The 14,987-nt window shown below is 74.9% G+C and carries 15 protein-coding genes; 7 read left to right on the forward strand and 8 right to left on the reverse strand.

Going from position 1 to position 14,987, the window contains the following annotated elements:
* Nucleotides 1-17: 17 nt before the first annotated feature.
* Nucleotides 18-1,109: a GNAT family N-acetyltransferase gene (locus AB0E83_RS15950; RefSeq protein WP_362110992.1), complete on the reverse strand. Its 1,092-nt coding sequence runs from the start codon at nucleotides 1,107-1,109 to the stop codon at nucleotides 18-20.
* A 108-nt stretch (nucleotides 1,110-1,217) separates the two neighbouring features.
* On the opposite strand from AB0E83_RS15950, the gene AB0E83_RS15955 reads away from it, so the two are divergent.
* Complete coding sequence (locus AB0E83_RS15955; RefSeq protein WP_362110995.1) at nucleotides 1,218-1,850, forward strand: phosphotransferase; 633 nt, start codon at nucleotides 1,218-1,220, stop codon at nucleotides 1,848-1,850.
* A 6-nt stretch (nucleotides 1,851-1,856) separates the two neighbouring features.
* Here the strand turns inward: AB0E83_RS15955 and AB0E83_RS15960 are convergent, their stop codons facing one another.
* The 5 genes from AB0E83_RS15960 to hutU form a co-directional block, all read right to left on the reverse strand.
* Nucleotides 1,857-2,579, reverse strand: coding sequence for a hypothetical protein (locus AB0E83_RS15960; protein ID WP_362110998.1), 723 nt, complete (start codon nucleotides 2,577-2,579; stop codon nucleotides 1,857-1,859).
* Between the two features lie 84 nt (nucleotides 2,580-2,663).
* On the reverse strand, nucleotides 2,664-3,836 hold the full coding sequence (gene hutI / locus AB0E83_RS15965; protein WP_362111001.1) for an imidazolonepropionase: 1,173 nt from the start codon (nucleotides 3,834-3,836) through the stop codon (nucleotides 2,664-2,666).
* Between the two features lie 42 nt (nucleotides 3,837-3,878).
* Nucleotides 3,879-5,219: a formimidoylglutamate deiminase gene (locus AB0E83_RS15970; protein WP_362111004.1), complete on the reverse strand. Its 1,341-nt coding sequence runs from the start codon at nucleotides 5,217-5,219 to the stop codon at nucleotides 3,879-3,881.
* Nucleotides 5,210-6,400 (reverse strand): allantoate amidohydrolase, encoded by a 1,191-nt coding sequence (locus tag AB0E83_RS15975; RefSeq protein ID WP_362111106.1) that lies wholly within the window; start codon nucleotides 6,398-6,400, stop codon nucleotides 5,210-5,212. The genes AB0E83_RS15970 and AB0E83_RS15975 overlap by 10 nt, the downstream gene beginning before the upstream one ends.
* Before the next feature lie 17 nt (nucleotides 6,401-6,417).
* The gene (hutU, locus tag AB0E83_RS15980) at nucleotides 6,418-8,094 is read right to left on the reverse strand and encodes a urocanate hydratase (protein WP_362111007.1); all 1,677 of its coding nucleotides are present in this window, start codon (nucleotides 8,092-8,094) and stop codon (nucleotides 6,418-6,420) included.
* Between the two features lie 274 nt (nucleotides 8,095-8,368).
* Here hutU and AB0E83_RS15985 point away from each other — a divergent pair, with 274 nt between their 5' ends.
* From AB0E83_RS15985 to AB0E83_RS16010, 6 genes are all read left to right on the forward strand, one after another.
* On the forward strand, nucleotides 8,369-9,694 hold the full coding sequence (locus AB0E83_RS15985; protein ID WP_362111010.1) for a diaminopimelate decarboxylase: 1,326 nt from the start codon (nucleotides 8,369-8,371) through the stop codon (nucleotides 9,692-9,694).
* A gap of 32 nt (nucleotides 9,695-9,726) precedes the next feature.
* Nucleotides 9,727-10,188: an SRPBCC family protein gene (locus AB0E83_RS15990; RefSeq protein WP_362111013.1), complete on the forward strand. Its 462-nt coding sequence runs from the start codon at nucleotides 9,727-9,729 to the stop codon at nucleotides 10,186-10,188.
* Between the two features lie 156 nt (nucleotides 10,189-10,344).
* A complete protein-coding gene (locus AB0E83_RS15995; protein ID WP_362111016.1) occupies nucleotides 10,345-10,752 on the forward strand; it encodes a hypothetical protein in 408 nt (135 codons plus the stop codon).
* Nucleotides 10,749-11,528 (forward strand): transcriptional regulator, encoded by a 780-nt coding sequence (locus AB0E83_RS16000; RefSeq protein WP_362111019.1) that lies wholly within the window; start codon nucleotides 10,749-10,751, stop codon nucleotides 11,526-11,528. The genes AB0E83_RS15995 and AB0E83_RS16000 overlap by 4 nt, the downstream gene beginning before the upstream one ends.
* Nucleotides 11,528-11,962 carry a roadblock/LC7 domain-containing protein gene (locus tag AB0E83_RS16005; protein ID WP_362111022.1) on the forward strand — a complete coding sequence of 145 codons (435 nt, stop codon included), beginning with the start codon at nucleotides 11,528-11,530 and terminating at the stop codon, nucleotides 11,960-11,962. Before AB0E83_RS16000 ends, AB0E83_RS16005 begins: the two co-directional genes overlap by 1 nt.
* A 44-nt stretch (nucleotides 11,963-12,006) precedes the next feature.
* Nucleotides 12,007-12,378 carry a hypothetical protein gene (locus tag AB0E83_RS16010; RefSeq protein WP_362111025.1) on the forward strand — a complete coding sequence of 124 codons (372 nt, stop codon included), beginning with the start codon at nucleotides 12,007-12,009 and terminating at the stop codon, nucleotides 12,376-12,378.
* A 60-nt stretch (nucleotides 12,379-12,438) separates the two neighbouring features.
* Here the strand turns inward: AB0E83_RS16010 and AB0E83_RS16015 are convergent, their stop codons facing one another.
* Both AB0E83_RS16015 and AB0E83_RS16020 read right to left on the reverse strand, forming a co-directional pair.
* Entirely contained in the window at nucleotides 12,439-13,278 is an 840-nt protein-coding gene (locus AB0E83_RS16015; protein WP_362111028.1) for a MurR/RpiR family transcriptional regulator, read from the reverse strand.
* Between the two features lie 323 nt (nucleotides 13,279-13,601).
* Nucleotides 13,602-14,987: a cystathionine beta-synthase gene (locus AB0E83_RS16020; RefSeq protein ID WP_362111031.1), complete on the reverse strand. Its 1,386-nt coding sequence runs from the start codon at nucleotides 14,985-14,987 to the stop codon at nucleotides 13,602-13,604.

The raw sequence follows: 14,987 nt of genomic DNA on the forward strand, positions 1-14,987 counted from the left end.
CCCCCGGGTGCGCGCGGCTAGCGGTCGCCGCGCAGGCGGGCGACGGTGTTCAGGGCCTCGCGGGCGCGGGCGGCCAGCTCCGGGCGCTCGCGGACGTAGGCGTGGGCCGCGCGGACCGGCTCGCGGCGCAGCCAGTGCAGGACGGTGCGCGGATCGGGCCGGGTGACCGCTCCCTCGTACACGGTGAGGTCCCCGGTCTTCAGGGAGTCCTTGTACGCGGCGGCGCCGCGCCCGAGGTCGAGCATGCCGATGCCGGCCGCCGCCGCGCCCTCCGCCATCCGGAGGTGGAGGACGAGCCCCGGGGAGTACTTGGCGTACGCGGGGTCGTAGGCCGGGAACCAGCAGGACAGGACGGTCGCCGACCGGAGGCCGAAGTGGGCGGCGACCGGCCGGTCGCCGACGTACAGCACCGACAGGACGCCGGAGCAGCCGGGCGCGCGCTGCGCGTGCAGGCGGCGGACCAGGGCGCTGATCCACTCCCGCGCGAAGCGGTCGCCGCGCCCGGTGCGGCGGTACTGCGCGGACTTCCACTCCATGAGGGTGCGCAGGGCGGCCGGGTCGCGCTCGTCGAAGACGAACCGGAGCGCGCCGTCGGCCTCCCGGCCGAGCTTCCGCTCCTTGGCGAGGGTGGTCCTCAGGAACTTCGGCGACTGGACGCGCAGCAGCGCCTCGTACGCCGCGTACCCCTCGCCGACGTCGATGACGGGCGAGGCGAAGGACTCGTCGGCGGCGCCCTCGAAGACGGGCTGGCCGGTCTCCAGGTTGTCGTACTCCCAGCAGACCAGTCCGCAGGCGCGGAGCAACGCCCCTGTCCCGGGCCGCAGTCCGGGCCGGAAGATCCCGCCCTGGCTGTCCGAGACGCCGAAGCCGATGGCCGTGCCGCGCCCCAACGGGCCCTTCTCGTACGGGAAGAAGCCGACGGGTTCGCCGTCCTCCCACCACACGGCGACCCGCGCGCGGGGCCGCACGGTCCCGACGGCGAGCGTGAACTCCGGTTCCATGAACGGGTTCGCCGGGGCGCCGGACTTGGCCCTCAGCTGCCGCCACGCCTCGATCTCGCGCTCGCCCAGCTCCCCCGGCCGCACGCTCCGCACCCGCCACGCACTCACCTAGCCGACCCCCCGGTCATCCCCCTGAGTACCGCCAGACAGGACGGTACCGGCCCGAACCCCTCCCCGGCAGGCATACTCGCCCTTTCGATCACGGAGGGGGCTTCGGTGCGCGAGGAACGTGTGGGACGGGGGCGTTCGGCGGACGTGTACGCGCTCGGCGACGACGGACGCTGGGTGCTGCGCCGCTACCGGGACGGCGGCGGCACCGCCCGCGAGGCGCGGCTGATGACCCGCCTGGCCGCCGCCGGCTACCCGGTGCCCCAGGTGCGGGAGTCGGCCGGGCCCGACCTGGTGCTGGAGCGGCTGCACGGCCCGTCGCTGCTGGACGCGCTGCTGGCCGGGACGTACGCGCCGGAGGCGGCCGGGGCGCTGCTGGCCGGCCTGCTGGACCGGCTGCACGCGCTGCCGGGCCGGGTGGTCCACCTGGACCTGCACCCGGGGAACGTGGTGCTGGCCGGGGAGCGGGGGCCGGTGGTCATCGACTGGCGCACCGCGGAGGAGGGCGCGGACCCGGGGCTCGACCGGGCGATGTCGGCGCTGCTGCTCGCCGAGGTCGCCGTGTCCGCAGCGCCGTACGCCGCCGGCGCCCGGGCGGGCCTCGCCGCGCTGCTCGCGGCCTCGCCCGGCCCGCTGCTCCTCGCGGAGGCGGGGGCGCGCCGAGCCGCCGACCCGCACCTGACGGCGGCGGAGCGCGGGGCGCTCGGCGCGGCGGTGGAGCTGGTGCGGGCGGCGGGGTGAGGGGGCTCAGGCGCCCTTGTGGACGATCTTGGTGACGTCCGGGTCGCCGGCGATCGGGGCGCCGAAGGGGTCGACGCGGACGCCGGTGGGCGTGGGGGTGACCTCCAGGACCAGGTTGTCGTTCGGGGAGAGGTCGCGGAGGTCGATCCGGAGGCGGACGGGGCCGTCGCCGGGCATGCGGTGGACGCTCTCCGGGAGGTAGTCGGCGCCGACGAGGGCCGTCCGGAGGGCGGCCTCGTCGGTGGGGGCGGGGCCGTCGAACGCCGAGCGGACGCGGTCGGCGTGGGCCTTCGCGGCGCACCGGTCGACGTCGTTCAGCGGCAGCTCGTCGTAGGAGGCGGTGGCCTCGGGGCCGGGCGGCGGCGGCACGTCCGAGGGCAGCTCGACGGGGACCGGGGGGCCGGACGGTTCCGGCCCGGCGCCGGGGTCGAGCTCGGCGACGTTGCTGACGGCGGGCAGCGGGGGCAGCTCGATCGCCGTGCCGGGGGCGCAGGTGTTCGTGATGCGGAGGGCGATCGCCTGGGCCCGCACGGTCGGGTCGGGGTGCTTCTCCAGGTCCTTCCCGGACAGCATCCGGGGGCTCGCGCTCGCGCCGGCGGGCGTGACGGCGGGCTTGGCGGCCCGCTGCCCGCCGCCGGTGTCCTGGGCGCCGCAGGCGGTCAGGGTGAGCGTGCCGAGGGCGGTGGCCGTCAGGGCGAGGGACGCGAGGAGGCGTTTCGGAGAGGTCATGCCGGAATCATGCGGGCGGCCGGAGACCGCCCACATGAGTACGCCTACTCAACGCGCCCTGTGCGCACTTGGGTTGCGGCCGTGTCAGACGACGCGGACGCCCCGGCGCCAGACCTCCGCGACCAGCGGGACGCCGGGTCGGTAGGCGAGGTGGACGTGGGAGGGGGCGTCGAGGAGGGCGAGGTCGGCGCGGGCGCCGGGTGAGAGGCGGCCGACGTCGGTGCGGCGGAGGGCCGCCGCGCCGCCGGCGGTGGCGGACCACAGCGCCTCGTCGGGCGTCATCCGCATGTCCCGGACGGCGAGCGCGACGCAGAACGGCATCGAGGAGGTGAAGGAGGAGCCGGGGTTGCAGTCCGTGGAGAGGGCGACGGTGACGCCCGCGTCGAGGAGCCGTCGCGCGTCCGGCCACTCCGCGCGCGTCGAGAACTCGGCGCCCGGGAGCAACGTCGCGACCGTGTTCCCGGAGGCGAGCGCGTCGACGTCGGCGTCGGTCAGGTGGGTGCAGTGGTCGGCGCTGGCCGCGTTCAGCTCCACGGCGAGCCGCACGCCGGGGCCGTACGAGAGCTGGTTGGCGTGCACCCGGGCCTGGAGGCCCTTCGCCTGGCCGGCCGTGAGGATCGCGCGGGCCTGGTCGCCGTCGAAGGCGCCCTTCTCGCAGAAGACGTCGACCCAGCGGGCGTACGGCGCGCAGGCGTCCAGCATCTCGCCGGTGACCAGGTCGACGTAGGCCGCCGGGTCGTCGGCGTAGTCCGGGGAGACGATGTGCGCGCCGAGGTAGGTGACCTCGTCGGTGTGCTCGGCGGCGATGCGCAGCGCGCGGGCCTCGTCCTCGACGGTGAGGCCGTAGCCCGACTTGGTCTCGAAGGTGGTGGTGCCCTGGCGCAGCGCCTCCCGCAGGTAGCGGGCGACGTTGGCGGACAGTTCGGCGTCGGTGGCGGCGCGAGTCGCGGCGACGGTGGTGCGGATGCCGCCCGCCTTGTACGCCTGGCCGGACATGCGGGCGTGGAACTCGGCGGTGCGGTCGCCCGCGAAGACGAGGTGGGAGTGGGAGTCGACGAAGCCGGGGACGACGGCGCGGCCGCCGGCGTCGACCCTCCGGTCCGCGTCGGGGGCCGCGGCCGCCGGGCCCGCCCAGGCGACGGTGTCGCCGTCCAGGACGAGGGCGGCGTGCTCGACGAGGCCGAGGGGGGAGCCGTCGCCGAGCGCCGGGTCGTTGGTGACCAGGCTGCCGATGTTGGTGATGACCGTGGTCGTCAAGGTGCTCTCCGTGAGGGGCGGGCGGGGGCGGGCCGGGGTGCGTCAGTCCCGCAGGGCGGCGATCGCGGTCGCGAGGGCGGCGGGGACGTCCGGTACGGAGACGTGGGCGCCGTCCCGGACGACCGTCCGGCCGCCGACGACGACGTGGCGGACGTCGGCCGCGCTCGCCGCGAAGACCGCCGTCTCGGCCGCCAGGCGCGGCACGGGGCCGGCGGTGCGGACGGTGTCGAGGGCGATCGTCGTGAAGTCGGCGAGGGCGCCGGTCTCCAGGGCGCCGGCGCCGTCCCAGCCGAGGGCCGCGTGGCCGTCGGCGGAGGCGGCACGGAGGAGGGCGGCGGCCGTCCAGTGGCCCCGGACGTTCGTGCGCAGCCGCTCGTTCAGCTCCATCGCGCGCGCCTCCTCCAGGAGGTCGACGACGGCGTGGCTGTCGCTGCCGAGGGAGAGCGGGGAGCCGGCCTTCTGGAGGGCGACGGCGGGGCCGATGCCGTCGGCGAGGTCCCGTTCCGTCGTGGGGCACATGCAGGTGCCGGTGGACGTCGAGCCGATCAGCGCGATGTCCTCGTCCGTCATGTGGGTGTTGTGGACGCCGGTGGTGCGGGCGCCGAGGACGCCGTGGTCGGCGAGGAGCCGGGTCGGGGTGGTGCCGTGGGCGGCGTGGCAGGCCTCGTTCTCGACGGTCTGCTCGGAGAGGTGGACGTGGAGCGGGGCCCGCCGGTCCTGCGCCCAGCGGGCGACGGTGGACAGCTGGTCGGCGGGGACGGCCCGTACGGAGTGGATCGCCGCCCCGACGCGGACGCCGTCCCGTTCCTTGAGGGCCGAGACCCGCTCCGCCCACTTCTCCGCCGTGCCGTCGGAGAACCGGAGCTGGTGGTGCTCGGGGGCGGCGCCGAAGCCGGAGGAGAGGTAGGCGGTGTCGAGGAGGGTGATGCGGACACCGGCCTCGGCGGCCGCCGCGATCAGGGCCTCGCCCATGGCGTTGGGGTCGGCGTAGGGGGTGCCGCCGGGGGCGTGGTGGAGGTAGTGGAACTCGCCGACGGCGGTGATGCCGGCGAGCGCCATCTCGGCGTACACGGCGCGGGCGAGCGCGAAGTAGCTGTCCGGGGTGAGGCGCTGGGCGACGCCGTACATGACCTCGCGCCAGGTCCAGAAGGTGCCGGAGCCGACCTGGACGGTGCCGCGCAGGGCGCGGTGGAAGGCGTGGCTGTGGGCGTTGGCGAGGCCGGGGACCGTGAAGCCGCGCAGCACGGTCGCGCCGGGCGGCGGGTCGTCCACGCCGGTGCGGACGGCCGCGATCCGGCCGTCGGTCACGTCGAGGGCGACGCCCGGCTCGGCGTTCGTGCCGAGCCAGGCGTGCTCCAGCCAGTACGTCGTCGTCAGCGGCACGCCAGCTCCTCCAGTACGTCGGCGAGTGCGCGGACCCCGGCGACGCAGTCGTCCTCGGTGGCGGACTCGGCCGGGGAGTGCGAGACGCCGGTGGGGTTCCGTACGAACAGCATGGCGGTCGGGACCGACTCGGACAGGATGCCGGCGTCGTGTCCGGCGCCGGTGCCGAGGACGGGGGTCTTCTCGCCGAGCACGCGGGCCAGTTCGTCGCGCAGGGCGTGCGAGAAGTCCACGACCGGGGTGTACGACTCCTGGACGACGGCGAGGTCGATGCCGTGCCGGTCGGCGTAGGCGCGGGCGGCGGCCTCGACGCCGGCGGTGACGGCGTCCAGGGACTCCTGGTCGGCGGCGCGGGCGTCGAGCCAGCCGCGGACCAGCGACGGGATGGCGTTGACGCCGTTGGGCTCGACCGCGATCTTGCCGAAGGTGGCGACGGCGCCGGCGAGTTCGGCCTCGCGGCGGGCGGCGAGGACGGTCTCGGCGTACGTCAGCATGGGGTCGCGGCGGTCCACCAGGCGGGTGGTGCCGGCGTGGTTGGCCTCGCCCGCGAAGTCGTACCGCCAGCGGCCGTGCGGCCAGATCGCGGAGGCGATGCCGACGGCGTCGCCGGTCAGGTCGAGGGCGCGGCCCTGTTCGACGTGGAGCTCGACGAAGGCGCCGATCCGGGCCAGCCGCTCGGGGTCGGGTCCGATCGCCTCGGGGTCGTACCCGGCGGCCTCCATGGCCTGCGGCAGGGTGATGCCGTCGGCGTCGCGGAGCCCGTACGCCTGCTCCTTGGTGAGCCGGCCGGCGGTGAGGCGGGAGCCGACGCAGGCGAGGCCGAAGCGGGCGCCCTCCTCGTCGCCGAAGTTGACGACGGCGAGGGGCCGCCGGAAGGAGACGCCGCGGGCGCGGAGTTCGTCGAGGGCGGCGAAGGCGGAGACGACGCCGAGGGGGCCGTCGAAGGCGCCGCCGTCGGGGACGGAGTCCAGGTGGGATCCGGTGACGACGGCGTCGCCCGCGGTGGGGTCGCCGAGCCAGGCCCACTGGTTGCCGTTGCGGTCGGTCTCGACGTCCAGGCGGCGGGCCTCGGCCTGCATCCGGAACCAGAGCCGGCAGTCGGCGTCGGCCTCGGTCCAGGCGTAGCGGCGGTAGCCGCCGGTGGCGGCGCTGCGGCCGAGGGGCCGCAGCGACCGCCACATGGCGTGGAAGCTGTCGCTCACGCGGACGCCTCGTCGGCCGAGCCCTCGCGCATGGGGACGCGGACGCCCTTCTCGTCGGCGACCCGCTCGGCGATGTCGTAGCCGGCGTCGACGTGGCGGATGACGCCCATGCCGGGGTCGTTGGTGAGCACGCGGCGGATCTTCTCGCCGGCGAGCTTCGTGCCGTCGGCGACGGAGACCTGGCCGGCGTGGATCGAGCGGCCCATGCCGACGCCGCCGCCGTGGTGGATCGAGACCCAGGAGGCGCCGGAGGCGACGTTGACCATGGCGTTGAGCAGCGGCCAGTCGGCGATGGCGTCGGAGCCGTCGAGCATGGCCTCGGTCTCGCGGTACGGGGAGGCCACCGAGCCGCAGTCGAGGTGGTCGCGGCCGATCGCGAGCGGGGCGGCGAGGGTGCCGTCGGCGACCATGTCGTTGAACAGGGCGCCGGCCTTGTCGCGCTCGCCCTGGCCGAGCCAGCAGATGCGGGCCGGGAGGCCCTGGAAGTGGACGCGCTCGCCGGCCATCTTGATCCAGCGGGCGAGGGACTCGTTCTCCGGGAAGAGGTCGAGGATCGCCTTGTCCGTCTTGTGGATGTCGGACGCCTCGCCGGACAGGGCGGCCCAGCGGAACGGGCCCTTGCCCTCGCAGAACAGCGGCCGGATGTAGGCGGGGACGAAGCCGGGGAAGGCGAACGCGCGGTCGTAGCCGGCCAGCTGCGCCTCGCCGCGGATCGAGTTGCCGTAGTCGAAGACCTCGGCGCCCGCGTCCATGAAGCCGACCATGGCCTCGACGTGCTTGGCCATCGACTCGCGGGCCCGGGTGGTGAAGCCGGCCGGGTCCTTCGCCGCCGCGTCCGCCATGTCCTCGAAGGCGACGCCGACGGGCAGGTACGACAGCGGGTCGTGGGCCGACGTCTGGTCGGTGACGATGTCGATGGGCGCGCCCATGGCGAGGAGCTGCGGGACCAGCTCGGCGGCGTTGCCGAGGACGCCGATGGAGAGCGGCCTGCGCTGGTCGCGGGCCTCGGTGGCGAGCCGGAGGGCGTGGTCGAGGCTGTCGGCCCTCACGTCGAGGTAGCGGTGCTCGATGCGGCGCTCGATGGCGCGCGGGTCGACGTCGACGCAGATCGCGACGCCGTCGTTCATGGTGACGGCCAGCGGCTGGGCGCCGCCCATGCCGCCGAGGCCGGCGGTGAGGGTGATGGTGCCGGCGAGGGTGCCGCCGAACTTCTTCGCGGCGACGGCGGCGAAGGTCTCGTAGGTGCCCTGGAGGATGCCCTGGGTGCCGATGTAGATCCAGGAGCCGGCCGTCATCTGGCCGTACATGGTGAGGCCGAGCTGCTCCAGGCGCCGGAACTCCTCCCAGTTGGCCCAGTCGCCGACCAGGTTGGAGTTGGCGATGAGGACGCGCGGGGCCCACTCGTGGGTCTGCATGACGCCGACCGGGCGGCCGGACTGGACCAGCATGGTCTCGTCCTGCTTGAGGGTCCTCAGGGTGCGGACCATGGCGTCGAAGGAGCGCCAGTCGCGGGCGGCCTTGCCGGTGCCGCCGTAGACGACGAGCTTGTCGGGGTGCTCGGCGACCTCGGGGTCGAGGTTGTTCTGGAGCATCCGGAGGGCGGCCTCCTGCTGCCATCCCAGGGCGCTCAGTTCCGTACCGCGCGGGGCCCGTACGGGGCGGGGTCCTGACATGGCTGTGCCTCCTCGGATGTCGTTCAGATATTCACATCCTGACCTGATGAATAGTTGTAGTCAACAGGGCGCGGCCCACCGGTTCGCCGAAGACCCCGGCGCGGGCGCCGGCGAGCGGGGCGGACGCGGGGGCGGGAGCGGGCGCGGGGGGCGTGGTGACGGGCACGGGCGCAGGCGCGGGAGTGGTCGGGGGCACGGTGGCGGACGCCGGAACGAACGCGCCGCCGCCGTTCCCGCGCACGCCCCGGTGACGGGCCGCGCGGGGCCCGCCAGGATGGACCCCATGGCCTCCTACCGCCGCGATCTCGCCGTCCGGGCCGCCGTCGCCCGGGGACTCCTCACCCCCGAAGCCCCCCTCGTCGCCCTCCTCGACACCGCCGGCATCCGCGCCTCCGCCGCCGCCCTGACCGACGCCTTCGCCGCCGTCACCCGCGCCGAGGTGCTGCACGCCTTCGCCGTGAAGGCCGCCCCGCTCGTCCCCGTCCTGCGCCTGCTCGCCGACGCGGGGATCGGCGCCGAGGTGGCGAGCCCCGGCGAGCTGGCCCTCGCCCGCGCCGCCGGCCTGCCGCCCTCCCGCACCGTCCTCGACTCGCCCGCCAAGACGCCCGGCGAGCTGCGCGGGGCCCTGGCCCTCGGGATCGCCGTCAACGCCGACAACTTCCAGGAGCTGGCCCGCCTCGACGCCCTGGTCGCCTCCGCCCCCACCGCCTCGCCGCTCGGGCTGCGGGTCAACCCGCAGATCGGCGCCGGCGCGATCGACTCCACCTCCACCGCCACCGCCACCTCCAAGTTCGGCATCGCGCTGCGCGACGAGGGCGCCCGGGAGGCCGTCGTCCAGGCCTACCTGGACCGCCCCTGGCTCACCCGCCTGCACACCCACACCGGCTCCCAGGGCGTCCCGCTCACCCTGATGGCCGAAGGCGTCCGGGCCGCGTACGAGCTGGCCGAGGAGATCAACGCCAAGGCCGGCCGGCCCCAGGTCGACACCCTCGACATCGGCGGCGGCCTCCCGGTCAACTTCTCCTCCGAGGAGGAGACCCCCACCTACGCCGACTACGCCCGGCTGCTCGCCGCCACCGTCCCCGGCCTCCTCGACGGGCGCTACCGCCTGGTCACCGAGTTCGGGCGCTCCCTGCTCGCCAAGCACGGCACGGTCCTCACCCGCGTCGAGTACACCAAGACCTCCGGCGGCCGGCCGATCGCCGTCACCCACGCCGGCGTGCAGCTCGCCACCCGCACCGTCTACGCCCCCCGGGCCTGGCCGCTGCGGATCCTCGCGTACGACGCCGAGGGCCGCCCCCGCACCGGCGAGGTCACCGTCCAGGACGTGGCGGGCCCCGCCTGCTTCGCCGGGGACCTGCTCGCCGCCGGCCGCGCCCTGCCGCTGCTCCGCCCGGGCGACGTGGTCGCCGTCCCCGACACCGGCGCGTACGCCTTCGCCCACCACTACGCCTACAACAGCCTCCCCCGCCCCGCCGTGCACGGCTTCACGGTCGCCGGCGACGGCACGGTCGCCTTCGCCCTGGTCCGCCCCGCCCAGACCCCCGACGAGATCGTCGCCGAGGCCGGCGGCGGCCACGCCGACGCGCTCGTCCGGTAGCGGTCGCCCCGGACAGCCACTTCGATGGGGCCATGACCACCACCACCGTCGTCGAGCGCCGGGTCGCCGCCTCGCCCGGCCGCGTCTGGGAGTCGATCACCGACCTGCCGGAGCTGCCCCGGGTGCTCTCCGGCGTCCAGCGGGTCGAGGTGCTCACCGAGGGCGTCTTCGGCGTGGGCACCCGCTGGCGCGAGACCCGGCGGATGTTCGGCAAGGAGGCCACGGAGGAGATGACCGTGACCGAGTGCGAGCCGCCCGACCGGTACGTCACGGTCGCCGGCTCGCACGGCATGCGGTACGTCTCCGAGCTCTCCCTGCGCGCCGACGGGCCCGGCGCCAGCGTGCTGCGGATGACCTTCTCCGCCCGCCCGGCGGACGGCCGCGCGCCGAAGCTCCTCGCGCGCCTCCTCGCCCGCCTCGGCACGAAGGCCGTCGCGAAGGCGCTCGCGAAGGACCTCGACGACATCGCCCGGGCGGTCGAGAACCGCTACTGACCGCCCCCGCGCCCGCCCGACCGCCCCTTACCCGATTTCGGCCACCCACGGGCATGTTCCGATGGAAAATGCCAGAACCGCCCCCCCGAGCCGCGCCGTTCAGTAACGTCACCGTCACTGCCGTTGCCCGCACGCCGTATCGGGAGGGGAACCCGCGTGCCCGGAATCGACGAGTGCCTGAGCGAGGCCATGTCCCTGCCGGGCGCTCGCGGCGCCTGGCTGGTCGACTGGAACAGCGGGCTCGCGCTCGGCACGGCGGGCGAGTCGCCGGTCGGCGACCACGAGACGACGGCCGCCGAGACCGCCGAACTCGCCCGCGTCGCCGCCGAGTTCGACTCCTTCACCACCCCGGGCGACAGCGCGGGGGAAGAGGGTCCCGACGGCGCGCCGCCCGTCGAGGACCTGATCGTCACCACCCGCGCCGGCTACCACGTCCTCCGCTTCGTCCGGACCTCCTTCGACAGCAGCGTCTTCCTCCACCTCTGGCTCGACCGCGAGACCGGCAACCTCGCCCTCGCCCGCATCCGCCTCGGCGACCTCGCCGAAAGACTGGTCCTCGGATGAGCGTCTCCCCGATGCTCGTCCGGCTGGCGGCGGAGCGGGCCACCGGCGCCCTGCTCCGCGACCACGGCACCCTCTACCTCGTCGACGGCCGGGTCGTGCACGCCGAGAGCCCCGCCTCCCCCGGCGTGGACGTCCTGCTCACCACCGGCGGGCGGCTCCCCCGCGAGGGCTGGGAGGAGGCCGTCGACCGGGCCGGCGCCCACCGGGCGGTCGGCCGCTTCCTCGTCGACAGCGGCCGGCTGCGCGACGGCGAGCTGGAGATCTGCCACCTCGGCGCCGTCTTCGACGCCGCCTTCTTCGCCCTCTCCCCCGCCAGCGGCCCCACCCGCTTCCGGTACGGCGTCGGCCACTGGTTCGGCACCGTGCGCCCGGTCTCCGCCGAGGCCGTCGAGCGCGAGACGCTGCGCCGCCGCGAACTCCTCGACGCCGTCTGGCCGTACGCCTCCGTCGACACCGCCCCCGTCGTGCCCCGCCCGGCCGCCGGCGACCAGGGCCCCGGCCAGGGCGTCGGCGCCCGCCGCCGCGCCCTGCTCGCCGCCGCCGACGGGGTCCGCACCCCCGCCGAACTGGCCCGGCTCCTGGGCCGCCCCGCCTTCCACACCCTCCTCGACGTCCGCAGGCTCGCCGCCGCCGGACTCGTCGAGACCCCGCTCGACGCGGCCCCCGACGCCACCCCCGTACCGCCCTCCCCGGTCATCCCGCCGGTCCCGCCGGTGACCGACCCCGACATCGCCCTGCTGCGCCGGCTCCGTGACGCCCTGGAGGCACACCTGTGATGAGGCGTGCTCTGCGCCTGCGCGCCGAGAGGAGACAGTTGATGACAGCCGAAGCCGAGGTGCTCGGCGAGCTCAGACGCCTGCGCGCCCGGCTGCCCCAACTCACCGGGGCGCTCGCGGCCAGCGCCGACGGCCTCGTGCTCGCCCACGACACGGCGGACGGCGCCGCGGAGAGCGTCGCCGCGCTGACCGCCGCCGCGCTCGGCGTCGGCCGGCGGCTCACCGAGGCCACCGGCCAGGGCGGCTTCCGGGAGCTGCTCGTCCGCGGCGAGGGCGGGTACGTGGCCACCTACGCGGCCGGCGGCTCCGCCGTCCTCACCCTCTTCGCCGAACCCCGGATCAACGTGGGCCGGCTCCACCTGGAGGCCCGCCGCTCCAGTACCCGCATCGGCGAACTGGTCGACGGCGCCCTGGAGCGCAGGGACCCGAACTGACCCGCACCGCAAGAAAACCGACCCGTACAGAAGGAAGTCGCACCATGGCGAACACCGAGACGTCCCTCAAGGAAGCGATGACGATCGACGGCGCGATCGGCGCGGCCCTCGTCGACTACACGAGCGGCATGGCGCTCGGCACGATCGGCGGCGGCACGGAGCTCGACCTGAACGTGGCCGCGGCGGGCAACACCGACGTCGTCCGGGCCAAGGTCCGCGCGATGGAACTCCTGGGCCTCAGCGAGGACATCGAGGACATCCTCATCACCCTCGGCACCCAGTACCACCTCATCCGGCTGCTCAAGGGACGCGGCACCAACGGCCTGTTCCTGTACCTGGCGCTGTCGAAGGACCGGGCCAACCTGGCGATGGCCCGCCACCAGCTGAAGAAGATCGAGGCGGGCCTGGACGTGTGAGCCCGCCCTCCGCACGAGGAGACCCCGCGGGGCGCCCGCGAGGAGCCCCGCGGGAGGCCGTCACTCCACGAAGAGCCCCCGCTCCGCCGCCTTCGCGTCGAACTGCTCCAGGCGCGCCTGCGCGTCCGGCAGCTCGTCCGCCATGGCCTCCAGGAGGACCCGGCCGAGGAGCATCGGCGCGCAGGCGGTGTCGAAGGCGAGGCCGGTGCCGACGGCGGCCGGGATGAGCAGGTCGGAGTGGGCGGCGACGGGCGCGAAGGCGGACTCGGCCACGGTCACCACCGTGAGCCCGGCGGCCCGCGCGTACTCCAGCGCCTCGACGACCTCGCGCGGGTGCCGGGGCAGCGCGAAGCAGAGCAGCGCGGTGGCCCCGGCCCGTACGGCCGCGTCGATCCGGTCGGTGAGCATCGAGCCGCCCTCGTCGAGCAGCCGGACGTCCGGGTGCACCTTGGCGGCGAAGTAGGCGAAGCCGCGGGCCTGCGAGGAGGCGGCGCGCAGGCCGAGGACGAGCAGCGGGCGGGAGCCCGCGAGCAGCCGCCCGGCCCTCTCCACCGGCGCCGGGTCGGCGAGCAGCCCGGCGAGGTGCCGCAGGTTCTCGATCTCGGCGAGGACGGCCTGCTGGTACTCGTTGTGCCCGGCGTCCTCGCCGGGCACGGGCTCGGGCGGCGCGACCTCCCGCAGGTGGCGGCGGAGCGCCGGATAGCCGTCGAAGCCGAGGGCGACCGCGAAGCGGGTCACGGAGGGCTGGCTGACGCCGGCCAGCTCGGCCAGCTCCACGCTGGAGAGGAAGGGCGCGTCGGCGGCGCGGCGCACCATGCAGTGGGCGATCCGCCGCTGCGTGGGCGTGAGCCGGTGCCCCTCGAAGAGCGCCTGGAGCCGCCCGGCCGGGCTGTCGCTCATGCCGTCCCCCTTCATCCCATTCATCCCTGACCCTGTCTGCATAAGGATATGCAGACAGGGTCAGGGACGGGGAAGGAGAGGCGCGGGGACCGCCGCACCCCCATCGCTGGGGGGCGGGACGACGGCGGTCCCCGCGGGGGACACGGGCCCGGGTCAGGGCCGGTCTCCGCGTCCGCGGCGTCCTCAGAGGTCCGGGAGCCGCTCCGGAGGTTCCTGTGACGCCGACGAGGAACACTCTGCCGGACCCTTGTTAAGCGGGTGCTGCGCCGACGTGACGCCCTCGTACCGTTTGCGCGAACGCCCGCACGGCCTCCCGGGACCGGTCAGCGGCCGCCGCCGGCCAGGAAGGCGAGCAGGTCCTGGCGGCTGACGACGCCGGTGGGCTTGCCCTCGACGAGGACGATGGCGGCGTCGGCGGACTCGCCGAGGACGGACATCAGGCTGGCGACCGGCTCGCCGGAGCCGACCTGCGGCAGCGGCGCGGACATGTGGTCCTCCAGCGGGTCCTCCAGCTTCGCCTTCTGGGTGAAGAGGTGGTCCAGGAGCTCCCGCTCGACGACCGAGCCGACGACCTCGGCGGCCATCACGTCGGGGTGGCCCGCGCCCGGCTTCACGATCGGCATCTGGGAGACGCCGTACTCGCGCAGCACCTCGATGGCCTGGCCGACGGTCTCGTCCGGGTGCATGTGGACGAGGGAGGGCAGGCCGCCCTCCTTGTGGCGCAGGACGTCGGCGACTGTGGCGGTGGTGGTGTCCTCCAGGAAGCCGTGGCCGGCCATCCACTCGTCGCTGAAGATCTTCGACATGTAGCCGCGGCCCGAGTCCGGGAGGAGGACGACGACGACGTCGTCGGGGCCGAGGTCCTTGGCGACCTCCAGGGCGGCGACGACGGCCATGCCGCAGGAGCCGCCGACGAGGAGGCCCTCCTCCTTGGCGAGGCGGCGGGTCATCTGGAAGGAGTCCTTGTCGGAGACCGCGACGATCCGGTCCGTCACGTTCCGGTCGTAGGCGGTGGGCCAGAAGTCCTCGCCGACGCCCTCGACCAGGTACGGGCGGCCGGAGCCGCCGGAGTAGACGGAGCCCTCCGGGTCGGCGCCGATGACCTTGACCTTGCCGCCGCTGACCTCCTTCAGGTAGTTGCCGGTGCCGGAGATGGTGCCGCCGGTGCCGACGCCCGCCACGAAGTGGGTGATCCTCCCCTCGGTCTGCTCCCACAGCTCGGGACCGGTGGTCTCGTAGTGCGAGCGCGGGTTGTTGGGGTTGGAGTACTGGTCGGGCTTCCAGGCGCCGGGCGTCTCGCGGACGAGCCGGTCCGAGACGTTGTAGTACGAGTCCGGGTGCTCCGGGTCGACGGCGGTGGGGCAGACGACGACCTCGGCACCGTAGGCCCGCAGCACGTTGATCTTGTCGAGGGACACCTTGTCGGGGCAGACGAAGATGCACTTGTAGCCCTTCTGCTGGGCCACGATCGCCAGGCCGACGCCGGTGTTGCCGGACGTGGGCTCGACGATGGTGCCGCCGGGCTTCAGCTCGCCGCTCTGCTCGGCGGCCTCGATCATGCGCAGGGCGATGCGGTCCTTGACCGACCCGCCGGGGTTGAAGTACTCCACCTTGGCGAGGACGGTGGCCTGAATGCCGGCCGTCACGTTGTTGAGCTTCACCAGCGGGGTGTTGCCGACGAGGCTGATCATCGAGTCGTGGAATTGCAC

Source organism: Streptomyces sp. NPDC035033, assembly GCF_040636735.1.
Classification (GTDB): domain Bacteria; phylum Actinomycetota; class Actinomycetes; order Streptomycetales; family Streptomycetaceae; genus Streptomyces.

Excerpts from the sequence above, each read along its gene's own strand:
- AB0E83_RS15960 (WP_362110998.1), bottom strand. The coding sequence starts at position 2,579 with ATGACCTCTCCGAAACGCCTCCTCGCGTCCCTCGCCCTGACGGCCACC.
- AB0E83_RS15975 (WP_362111106.1), bottom strand. The coding sequence starts at position 6,400 with ATGTGGCGGTCGCTGCGGCCCCTCGGCCGCAGCGCCGCCACCGGCGGC.
- hutU (WP_362111007.1), bottom strand. The coding sequence starts at position 8,094 with ATGTCAGGACCCCGCCCCGTACGGGCCCCGCGCGGTACGGAACTGAGC.
- AB0E83_RS15985 (WP_362111010.1), top strand. The coding sequence starts at position 8,369 with ATGGACCCCATGGCCTCCTACCGCCGCGATCTCGCCGTCCGGGCCGCC.
- AB0E83_RS15990 (WP_362111013.1), top strand. The coding sequence starts at position 9,727 with ATGACCACCACCACCGTCGTCGAGCGCCGGGTCGCCGCCTCGCCCGGC.
- AB0E83_RS16000 (WP_362111019.1), top strand. The coding sequence starts at position 10,749 with ATGAGCGTCTCCCCGATGCTCGTCCGGCTGGCGGCGGAGCGGGCCACC.
- AB0E83_RS16005 (WP_362111022.1), top strand. The coding sequence starts at position 11,528 with ATGAGGCGTGCTCTGCGCCTGCGCGCCGAGAGGAGACAGTTGATGACA.
- AB0E83_RS16010 (WP_362111025.1), top strand. The coding sequence starts at position 12,007 with ATGGCGAACACCGAGACGTCCCTCAAGGAAGCGATGACGATCGACGGC.
- AB0E83_RS16015 (WP_362111028.1), bottom strand. The coding sequence starts at position 13,278 with ATGAGCGACAGCCCGGCCGGGCGGCTCCAGGCGCTCTTCGAGGGGCAC.